Raw genomic sequence first — 10,109 nt, forward strand, 5'->3', positions numbered from 1 at the left:
CCTCTGGGGGCGATCGCATCGACCTGGTGCTGCTGCCGGGCCGCTTCAGTCAGCCAGGAGAATTTTCCACCAGCTATTGGCTGCCGGATCCAGCCGCGATCCGACGGGTGGCTGTCTCCCACTTTGGCCTAGAGGCAGAGGTAGCCCGCATTCCGCCGCAACGCCTGCGCATAGCCGTGCAAAATGCTACCGGCAAGCCGGGAATGGCCCGCCGCATGGTGCAAGAACTGGTTAGACAGGGTTATACCCAGGTTTTTGCCGTCGAAGACAGCCCCCAGGTGTTGCCGCAAACAGAGATCCTCGCCCAAAGCGGGGATCGCGAGGGAGCCAAGCAGGTGCGGGCCGCCCTTGGGCTAGGAGAGCTGCGGGTGGAATCCACCGGCGTGCTCAACTCCGACATCACCATTCGCATCGGCCAAGATTGGGCCCAGCAGCTTACCCTCGATATTGACCAGGCGCAGAGTCCGGCCAGAGGGGCTCAGCTCTAGGGCCGGTTCGGTGGCGAGTGCGGATTTCTGGAAACAGTTCGGCTTGTCGGGGCCTCTGTTGCCTCTGTAGATTGGCACTAGCTTGTTTGCGTGCTGAGCCATCTATGACTGTGCTGGAACAGGGATCCATCACCATCCACACCGAGAACATCTTCCCCATCATCAAGCAGTCTCTCTATTCGGATCGGGAGATCTTTTTGCGAGAGCTGATCTCCAACGCCGCCGATGCCATTGCCAAGCTGAAGATGGCCAAACTGGCTGGCGAAGTGGCGGATCCCCCAGAGCCAGAAATCACGATTGCGCTCAACAAAGAGGCCAAGACCCTCTCGGTCAGCGACACTGGCATCGGCATGACTGCCGAAGAGGTGAAAAAATACATCAACCAAGTGGCCTTTTCCAGCGCTGAGGAGTTCCTTCAAAAGTACAAAGGCAAAGACGCAGAACAGGCGATCATCGGCCACTTTGGCCTGGGGTTCTATTCCTCTTTTATGGTGGCGCAGCGGGTGGAGATCGACACCCTTTCCTATCAGCCGGGCAGCACCCCTGTGAAATGGTCTTGCGACGGCAGCCCAACTTTTACCCTTTCCGATTCCCAGCGCTCCGCCATCGGCACCACGGTTACCCTTTACCTCAGCCCGGATAGCGAGGAGTACCTGGAGCCGGGCCGCATCCGCGAATTGGTGCGCAAATACTGCGACTTCATTCCCGTCCCCATTAAACTCAACGGAGAAGTCATTAACCGGCAAAAGCCCCTCTGGAAGATTCCTCCCTCTGAGCTCAAGGATGAGGATTACCTAGAGTTTTACCGCTACCTCTATCCCTTCCAAGAGGATCCCCACTTCTGGGTACACATCAACACAGATTACCCCTTCATCGTGCAAGGGATCCTCTACTTCCCCAAGCTGCGGCCTGATATCGATCCCACTAAGGGTCAGGTCAAGCTGTATTGCAACCAAGTTTTTGTCCAGGATAACTGCGAAGAAGTCATTCCCAAATTCCTCCTGCCTCTGCGCGGCGCCATCGACAGCCCAGACATTCCCCTCAACGTCTCCCGCAGTTTTTTACAAAATGACCGTACCGTCAGGCGCATTGGGGATCACGTGGCCAAAAAGGTGGCGGATCGCCTCAACGAGCTCTACAAAGAAGACTACGAAAAATATGTCAAGGTCTGGCCGGATATCAGCCTCTTCATGAAATTTGGGGCGATGAACAACGACAAGTTCTTCGCCCAGATTAAAGACATTCTCATCTTCCGATTGGCCGGATCCCCTGCCGATAAACCTGAGTACGTGACCCTCAAAGAGTACCTGGAGCGCACGCGGGAGAAACAGAATAAGCGGGTTTACTACGCCACCGACGAGGCAGCCCAGAGCGCCTATATCGACCTGCACCGCTCCCAAGGACTAGAAGTCATTATGCTGGATAGCTGGATCGACAGCCACTTCAGCAGCTTCCTGGAGCGGGAGTATCGGGAAGAAGGGATCCAATTTAAGCGGGTGGATTCCGAGCTGGACGAGACGCTGATCCAAAAAGACAAAGCTGCCGAGCTCGTCGACCCGGTAACACAAAAAACCCGCAGCGAAAAGCTGGTGGATCTCTTTCGTCAGGCTTTGGGCAAAGAGAAGCTGCAGATCAAAGCCGAGGCCCTCAAGTCGGAGTCGGTTCCGGCTATGATCCTGCTGCCGGAGGCGCTGCGGCGCCTGCAGGAGCTTAATGCCATCCTGCAACAGAAGCCAATGGAGTTTTTGGAAGAGCACACGCTGGTGCTCAACACCGCCCACCCCTTGATCCAAAACCTGCAGGCTCTGGCCGAGGAGGGGCGGGATCCGGAGCTGGTCAACCTCATCTGCAACCACATCTACGATCTGGCGCTGATTACCCAGAAAAGCTTTGACCCGGCAGCCGCACGGGCCTTTGTGCAGCGTTCCAACGAGGTGCTCACCCGTTTAACCCGCCGTCAGTAGGCGGCACCCTCCAGAGTTACCCCCGGCTGCAGGGCTTCCGCTCCACCGGGCAGAGAGGGGCGGGAGGCCGCCCCATTGCTGGCAGCCCTGTCGCTCCCTTGCAAGAGGGGAGCTACTTGGCGCATCAGGGTGGCCATCTCCAGAGCGCTCATGGCGTATTCCCAGCCTTTGTTGTTCTTGATCCCAGCCCGCTCCAGCGCCTGCTGTAGGGTATCGGCGGTGAGGATCCCGAAGATGACCGGCACGCCGGTGCGAAAACTGGCTGCCGCGATCCCCTTGGCCACCTCTGCTGCCACATAGTCGAAATGGGGGGTTTGGCCCCGAATGACCGCCCCCAGGCAGATGATGGCATCGTAACGGCGGGACTGCGCCAGTTGGCAGGCCAACATAGGCACCTCAAAGCTGCCGGGCACCCAGTAATAGTCCACCTGCTGGCTCTCCGAGCTGACATCGATGCCATGCCGCTTCAGGGCATCTTGGCACCCCTCCAACAATTTGCCGGCAATCAAATCGTTAAACCGACTGATAACAATGGCCAGACGCAGATCCCCCGTCTGAACAAAATTGCCTTCGTAAACTGCCATCTGCGCTGCTCCGGGAAAAAACCAGGCGCTGCTCCACACCGCACAACCGTGTCTTCCTATCCTAATTTACCCTTCTCCTCCAGATCTGCCCAAAAAGGGGTGGTAGCACCTGGCCTTCGACATTCTCACAGTAGCTAAACGGCTCGCCAGTCCCTCTCCGTCCTCCAGAAGAAGAGCCCGCGGAGACCCGCTCGAGCCGGCGAGCTCTCAGGGAAATCTCGCCAAGGGTCATAGATTGAGTTTTATGATTTAAGAGTAAACCTTTAGTGATCCTTGATTCTCCATGAAGGCCATTACGCTGCACCAGTTGCAAATCTTCGAGGTTGCTGCCCGTCATCTCAGCTTCACCCGTGCCGCTGAGGAGCTTTACCTGACCCAGCCCACGATTTCCATGCAGATCAAGCAATTGAGCAAATCGGTGGGGCTGCCGCTGTTTGAGCAGGTGGGCAAGCGGCTCTATCTCACAGAGGCGGGGCAAGCTTTGTACCAAACTTGTCAAAAAATCTTTGAGCAGTTGAACGAATTTGAGATGACCCTCGCCGACCTGAAGGGGTTAAAACAAGGGCGACTGAGCATTGGTGTGGTCACTACGGCCAAATACTTTATTCCCCGCCTGCTGGGCACGTTTTGTCAGCGGTATCCCGGCATCGATGTATCCCTCAAGGTGCTGAACCGGCAGCAGGTTTTGGAGCGACTCAGCCACAACATGGACGATCTCTATGTGATGGGGATGCCCCCGGAAGATTTGGACGTGGTGGCGCAACCTTTTCTAGAAAATCCCTTGGTGGTGATGGCTCCTATTCACCATCCTTTGGCGGGCCAGAAGCGGATCCCCCTGGCCCGTATTGCTCAAGAGCCCTTCTTGGCCCGCGAGCCCGGCTCCGGCACCCGCATGGCGGTGGAGCGGCTCTTCGACAAACATAACCTCAAGCTCAACATCCGCATGGAGATAGGCAGTGGCGAAGCCATTCGCCAGGGCATTATCGGCGGGCTGGGCATTTCGGTTTTGTCTCAGCATGTGTTGGCTCTGGGAGATTGGCAAAACCATTTGACCATTTTGGATGTGGAAGAGTTTCCCATCCGTGGATTTTGGCATTTGGTCTATTTGCGCTCCAAGCGCCTCTCGGTGGTAGCCAAAGCTTTTGCCGATTTCCTGCTTTCTCAAGTTTCTCAAATAGATCTGGATCTTCCTCCTAAAGAGCCGCGCAGAGCCAACTCAAGTCCCAATCCGGATTGGCTTTCTGGCAAAGGGGATAAATTGCAGCCGCCAGCTCTTGCTGCAACCCCTGGAGGCTCCGAAAATCATGGGTAAAAAAGACCCGTAAAAATGCCAAATAGGCCCGTGCCCAATTGTCTTCGGGATCCAGCTCGACAATCCGCTGAAAATGCCGCTGGGCTGCTTGCGGCCGCAGCAGGGCCACCTCCAGCAACGCCAGCTCGTAGTGGCTTTGGATCTGCCGTTCCCGCCAGCTCTGGGCGGCTGCCCATTGCTCTTCTCCCTCCAGCAGTTGCCGGATCAAAACCCGATCCGGATCGGTGAGGAAAGTTGGATATTGCAACGTCGTCCAGGCGTTGAGGTAGAGGGAGAGCGCCTCCAGATCCCCAATCGCAGCCGCCCTAGCTGCCTGTTGTAGGAGAAAGAGGGGATCTCCAGGGGAGATAAGGGATCCCCCTTTCCCGCTGCGGGATCCCTCCCAGGGCTGACTGAACGACCGACGCCTTCCCTGGGGAGGTTGCCACTCCAGGTGGAGGATTCCTTCTTTGGTTGCCAGCTCTGGCCAGGCCAAGATCTCCTCCACCTGCCAACTGCCGGCGGCGTAGGGCAACAGGCGGTTCTGTCCCACCACCCAGGCCCGCTTGGCCAAGACCTGCCCCTGGGGATCTTCCAGTCGCGCCCAGACGAGGGTTTGCGCCAAGTCCTGGGCTGGCCCCTGCCAGCGCAAGTGCCAGGCTGGGATCCCTTCCTCTGGCAAGACCTGGAGCTCTAGCAGCTCCACCGCCTCTGCCGCAGCGGGCAACTCTTGCAGCACAACCCTGGGCTTGCTGGGGAAGTAGGTGGACAGCCGGCCCACCGCCGGCAGATCAAAATGCTCTTGCTGCCAGTCAGGACTTTTGTCTAGGAGTTGCCGAATTTGCTCCTTAGCTGGACCGTAGGGGCCGACAATTCCTTGCTCCCCTGGCGCATCCACAAACCCATCCAGAAGCGCCAGCTCCACCTCTGGCCAGGGGGTTTGGCCGGCGCCGCGGAAGGTGATGGGCCAGCGCTGTAGGGCCGCCAAGTAGCTGAGAGTTTCCGACGAGATCAGCTCGGTGTTGGGAAGAACGCCTAGGGTGGCGGTCAAACCTGGCTGCACCCGGGATCCAATCCACCGCGTCAGCTCCTGTTGAGGGTGCTGCCCCTGCCAGCGCATCTGGATCCCTTTCCAGAGCGGAGCCACGCCGGGAGTGAGGGGCTGCCCCAGGTTCAAGAGGGCCAGAGCTCCCAGGGCTAGGCTCATGCCCACTCCCCGGCGCAGCGCCCTTTCCCCCCAGCGCTCGCCCAAGTAGCGCCAAAGCTTGGCCAGCCCTCCTGCCGAGAGGATGGCCAGCAGGGGCAACAGCGGCAAAGTAAAGCGCACATCCTTAATGGCTACCAGGGTGTAGAGAAGGTAGCCCCCTCCGTAGAGACCCCAGAGGAGAGCCTCCCGCCGGCTTGGGGATCCCCACAAGCTCAGCAGTGGCAAGGGGCATAGCCAAGGGCCCATCTGCAGGGGCAACCAGCGCAAGTAGGCCGTCCACCAGCACAGGGATCCCGCCGCACAGGTGACGTAGTAGTGGGCGGTGTCGGCATAGGCCCACCCATTGCTGAGCACAAACAGCCAGTTAGCTCCATACCAGGGCCAGCACAAGAGCAGCATGACCCCCATCCCCAGGGCCAGGTGGGCCAGCCGCACCAGCCAAGGGATCCTCACCCCCAGCGGAACAGCCAGCAGCGGCGGCAGCAAAAACAGCACCCCCGTCCACTTGGTCAGCAGCACCGCCGCCAGCCCCGCCCCCACCCCCACCGCCCCCCGCCAGGACGGCTCCTCCGCGTAGGCCCACAGCGCCCAAAAAGCCAGCGTCACCGCCACCAGCAGCGGCAGCTCCAGCATGTAGACATGAGCCAAAGCCGTGATCCCCGGATAGAGAAGCACCAACACTGCCGCCAGCCAGCCCACTTCCCAAGAGCGATAGGCCCGCCACCCCAGCCGCTGGGTGGCCAGGGTCAGGATCCCCAGCAACACCAAATTGAGCAACTGCCCATCGGCCCGGCCAAACGGATGCAGCGCTGCCAACGGGATCCCCAACCAATAGGCCAGAGGCGGGTAGCGCTGGTTCAAGTGCAAAAACTGCTGCCACCACAGCCCTTCCCAGCGAAACCGGCTCAGGTGATCCCCAAACGCCTGCGCCTGCAACAGGTGCTGCGCCTCATCCCAGGCCGGCGGCAGGGGATCGCTCCAGTTCCAAACCAGCAGCAGCAGCAGCGCCACCATCCCCAGCCCGGCCCAGACCTGGAGAAAGGGGATCCCTTGCCCCTTTTGGACCTTCCTTCTGGCTATCTCGCCCATAGCCGGCTGGATCCCCTCCCTTTAGCGTTCTGCCCCAGAGCTAAACTCAACCTGGATCCAGCTATCTAAGCTATCCAGAATTCCCCATGACCGTCTCGACCACGGGTTCAGAAGGAGTTTGGATCCTTTCGGATCAACTGCATCCGCAGCAATCTGCCCTGGCCTCCCTCTCAGCCCTCCCCCCCCACCGCGTTCCCGTTCTCCTTGTCGAGTCCCACGCCTGGGCCAGCTCCCGCAACCATCACCAGCAAAAGCTGGTCCTGGTCTGGTCGGCCATGCGCCACTTTGCCCAAGAATTGCAACAGCGCGGCCACCCCGTCACCTATGCGGAAGCCGAAGACTATGCCGAACCCCTGCAAGCCTGGGCTAGGCAACATCGATTGCAACAGATCCGCCTCATGCAGCCCACCGATATTCCCGTCCGGGATGAGGTGGAAAAGCTGAGGTCTGCCCTCCCCTGCCCCCTCCTGGTCTTGGAAAATAACCACTTTCTCTGGACAGCCCGCCAATTTATCGACTGGGCCTCAGGCCGCAAGCGCCTCCTCCTAGAGGACTTCTATCGCCAAGGGCGCAAACGCTTCCGCATCCTCATGGACGGCTCCCAGCCCCTCGGCGGGCGCTGGAACTACGACCGGGAAAACCGGCAGCCTCCCCAACCTGGCCGGCGCTACCCGCCGCCTCTGACGTTTCCCCCCGACGCCATCACGCAGGCGGTGATGGAGAAAGTGCGGCGCCATTACGGCCACCACTTTGGATCCCTGGAAGGCTTTGGCTGGGCCGTCACCCGTGCCCAAGCCCTGCAGGTGCTTGAGGACTTCATCCAGCACCGCCTGCCCCACTTCGGCCCCTGGCAGGACGCTATGCAAGTCGAAGAAGACTTCCTCTACCACTCCCTCCTTTCCCCTTACCTCAACCTAGGGCTCCTCACCCCCCAAGAAGTCATCACCGCTGCCGAGCAGGCCTACCATCGCGGCGGGATCCCTCTCCCCTCTGCCGAAGGCTTCATCCGCCAGATCCTGGGCTGGCGGGAATACATGCGCGGCTTCTACGAATACCAAATGCCCCAGGGCTATGCCCAGACCAACTTTTTTGGCCACTACCGCCCCCTGCCCGACTTTTTTTGGACAGGCGAAACGGACATGGCCTGCCTGCGGCACACCCTGAGGCAAATTCGCCGCCATGGCTATGCCCACCACATCCAGCGCCTAATGGTGCTCAGCAATTTCGCGCTCATCAGCGGTATCCAACCTCAAGCCGTAGAAGCGTGGTTTCACGACGTGTTCATCGACAGCTACGACTGGGTGATGCAGCCCAACGTCATCGGCATGGGCCTCTTTGCCGACGGGGGCATGCTTTCCACCAAACCCTACGCCGCTTCCGCCCAGTACATCCGCAAAATGAGTGACTACTGCCGCCATTGCCGCTACAATCCCAGCGAAAAGGTGGGCGAACGGGCCTGTCCCTTCAATACCTTCTACTGGGATTTCCTGTTGCGCCACCGGCCCCTTTTGCTTCCCTTGGGAAGAATGAAAGGGGTACTGGCCCACCTGGATCGCCTCCAGCCAGAGCAGAGGGCCCAAATCCAAGCGCAAGCCGCTGCTTGGTGGGAGTCCACCCCCAATGCCTAGCTGTCTGGTATTCACTAGAATTGGAGCACCCTCTCTTCACGTGTTACTTGGTTCAAGGAGCCCACGTCATGAAATGTCCCCGCTGCGGCAAGCAAGAAATTCGTGTTTTAGAGTCCCGTTCGGCAGAAGGTGGCCAAAGCGTGCGGCGGCGGCGGGAGTGCATGTCCTGTGGCTATCGCTTCACCACCTATGAGCGCATCGAATTCATGCCCATCATGGTCATTAAACGGGATGGATCCCGAGAGAGTTTTAACCGCAACAAGATCTTGCAGGGGGTGATGCGCGCTTGCCAAAAAACCCAGGTTAGCGTCAAGCAGATGGAGGAGTTGGTCAACGAAATCGAAGAAAAACTGCAACTGGAAGACGTTCAAGAGGTAACTACCCTACGCATTGGCGAGATGGTACTGGAGCGCCTACAGCGCCTGAGCGAAGTTGCCTATGTGCGCTTTGCCTCCGTGTACCGCAAGTTCCAGGGTATAAAAGACTTTGTTACCGAACTGGAACAGTTGGAACGGTTGGAAACCCACCTACGACGAGATCTGGAGCGGCCGTTGCGGAACTCTCCCCCTTCAGAGTCGGAATCCACAGCTTCTCCAGACTGGGTGGGGGGTATTCCCCAACTCCTCGATCAAAACGACACCTCGAGCAATCTCTCGGAGATCCCGAAATAACGCTTGCGGGCGAGAAAAACTGCTAGAAAGGGGCTCCCATCCAAAAAGCTTAGCGGTATGCTTGGGTTAGCAATTGCCGCTTACACTAAGCATAGCGCTGGGCATCCTCGGCCGGTCGGTGTTCAGCGCTACCCCTGGGTGATCCTTGCGGCCTTGTCTGTTCGGGATCCCCGCCTGCCCACCTTCCTCAGCTTTTCATCCTTTCTGACGGATTGATTCAACTTATGCAGTACGACTTTCGGGGTTCTAGCCCCTCTGAAGCTCGCAACGGCAACCCCAATGGCTTGCCCGGCAACAGCAGCTTTCGCGCCCCTGCCTCACTAGAGACCGGGCCGGGGACAGTGCCAATCCAGGTATATCAACAAGTGGCTGAAGAGCTGGAATCTGCCCGTCAGCAGGTGAGCCGCCTCTCCTCCGAAAACCAGCGCCTGCGCGCTCTGCATCAACAATTGTCTGGAGAAATTACTGCCATCGCGCAAGAATTTCAGGGGCAATTGGGCCAGGCCTTGAAGCGCCTACAGCAAATCAGCCTACGGCTTGCTGACACAAGCCAAGCCGCTGCTCTTGAAAGAGAGGCTGCTGCAGCCCCTTTTCGAGGGGATGGCCTGACCTCAGAACATGACCAAGCCTCTCCCTCCTATGATTTTTTGAATCGCCTCAAGCGACGCCAAGCTCGCAGCGAGGTTTCACCCTTCCCTGGCAACGTCTATCCAACTCCCTCTTACTCTGACTTTGCCACCCCCCCCCTTGAGCCCCGATCTCAGCCCTCCACTCTACCCCCCCGTCCCCGTCAAGACACTCCTGCTGAGCCTCCTTACCCCCGTGCCGGCTATCAGATTCCCTCCTTGGAAGAGTTGATGCAGAATATGGGTGGCGAGGTTCATGCCACCAGTGTCTACCAACGGGTGCGCGATCAACATCACGGATCCCAAGGATCCGTTTTGCTTTGGATGGCCGCTGCAGTTCTTTTGGTAGTCGCCTCTTTTGGATTGGGCTTCGTAGCTGTACAACCCTTTTTGCGCAACAACCCATCACCCGCTCCTGTGAAAGCACCCCAATAGTCCCGGAGAAGGAATTCCGTACACCCTCTACACCCATAGAGGCTGCAGAGTTACCCCTTGAGATACGCAACAACCCCCCTTGTATTGGGGGGTTGGTGTGGAGAGATGAGCCTGGCACCGAGCTAG

The 10,109-nt window shown here is 58.8% G+C and carries 8 protein-coding genes; 6 read left to right on the forward strand and 2 right to left on the reverse strand.

The features are described from left to right. Together NW846_RS11755 and htpG are read left to right on the forward strand one after the other, a co-directional pair. Window positions 1-488 (forward strand): LytR C-terminal domain-containing protein (locus NW846_RS11755; RefSeq protein ID WP_414516107.1); only part of this gene is annotated, 488 nt, incomplete at its 5' end. A 104-nt stretch (window positions 489-592) separates the two neighbouring features. Beyond that, a complete protein-coding gene (gene htpG / locus NW846_RS11760; protein WP_099812233.1) occupies window positions 593-2,452 on the forward strand; it encodes a molecular chaperone HtpG in 1,860 nt (619 codons plus the stop codon). Here htpG and ribH read toward each other — a convergent pair. After that, window positions 2,446-3,036 (reverse strand): 6,7-dimethyl-8-ribityllumazine synthase, encoded by a 591-nt coding sequence (gene ribH / locus NW846_RS11765; RefSeq protein ID WP_011429957.1) that lies wholly within the window; start codon window positions 3,034-3,036, stop codon window positions 2,446-2,448. The two genes, htpG and ribH, sit on opposite strands and share 7 nt — an antisense overlap. Before the next feature lie 283 nt (window positions 3,037-3,319). On the opposite strand from ribH, the gene NW846_RS11770 reads away from it, so the two are divergent. Beyond that, window positions 3,320-4,348, forward strand: coding sequence for a LysR family transcriptional regulator (locus tag NW846_RS11770; RefSeq protein WP_011429958.1), 1,029 nt, complete (start codon window positions 3,320-3,322; stop codon window positions 4,346-4,348). Here NW846_RS11770 and NW846_RS11775 read toward each other — a convergent pair. Then, entirely contained in the window at window positions 4,230-6,623 is a 2,394-nt protein-coding gene (locus NW846_RS11775) for an ArnT family glycosyltransferase (RefSeq protein WP_414346864.1), read from the reverse strand. The two genes, NW846_RS11770 and NW846_RS11775, sit on opposite strands and share 119 nt — an antisense overlap. Before the next feature lie 86 nt (window positions 6,624-6,709). Here NW846_RS11775 and NW846_RS11780 point away from each other — a divergent pair, with 86 nt between their 5' ends. The 3 genes from NW846_RS11780 (at window position 6,710) to NW846_RS11790 (ending at window position 9,983) form a co-directional block, all read left to right on the forward strand. Continuing rightward, a complete protein-coding gene (locus NW846_RS11780) occupies window positions 6,710-8,251 on the forward strand; it encodes a cryptochrome/photolyase family protein (RefSeq protein WP_011429960.1) in 1,542 nt (513 codons plus the stop codon). Between the two features lie 68 nt (window positions 8,252-8,319). Then, entirely contained in the window at window positions 8,320-8,922 is a 603-nt protein-coding gene (nrdR, locus tag NW846_RS11785) for a transcriptional regulator NrdR (protein WP_011429961.1), read from the forward strand. 224 nt (window positions 8,923-9,146) lie between these two features. Next, window positions 9,147-9,983, forward strand: coding sequence for a hypothetical protein (locus tag NW846_RS11790; protein ID WP_240530337.1), 837 nt, complete (start codon window positions 9,147-9,149; stop codon window positions 9,981-9,983). Window positions 9,984-10,109: the final 126 nt, after the last annotated feature.

The organism is Synechococcus sp. W60.3 (assembly GCF_047502615.1).
In the GTDB taxonomy this organism is placed as follows: domain Bacteria; phylum Cyanobacteriota; class Cyanobacteriia; order Thermostichales; family Thermostichaceae; genus Thermostichus.

What these genes read in the sequence shown, in the direction of transcription:
- NW846_RS11775 (WP_414346864.1), bottom strand. Translation starts at nt 6,623, where the DNA reads ATGGGCGAGATAGCCAGAAGGAAGGTCCAAAAGGGGCAAGGGATCCCC.
- ribH (WP_011429957.1), bottom strand. Translation starts at nt 3,036, where the DNA reads ATGGCAGTTTACGAAGGCAATTTTGTTCAGACGGGGGATCTGCGTCTG.
- nrdR (WP_011429961.1), top strand. Translation starts at nt 8,320, where the DNA reads ATGAAATGTCCCCGCTGCGGCAAGCAAGAAATTCGTGTTTTAGAGTCC.
- NW846_RS11770 (WP_011429958.1), top strand. Translation starts at nt 3,320, where the DNA reads ATGAAGGCCATTACGCTGCACCAGTTGCAAATCTTCGAGGTTGCTGCC.
- htpG (WP_099812233.1), top strand. Translation starts at nt 593, where the DNA reads ATGACTGTGCTGGAACAGGGATCCATCACCATCCACACCGAGAACATC.
- NW846_RS11780 (WP_011429960.1), top strand. Translation starts at nt 6,710, where the DNA reads ATGACCGTCTCGACCACGGGTTCAGAAGGAGTTTGGATCCTTTCGGAT.
- NW846_RS11790 (WP_240530337.1), top strand. Translation starts at nt 9,147, where the DNA reads ATGCAGTACGACTTTCGGGGTTCTAGCCCCTCTGAAGCTCGCAACGGC.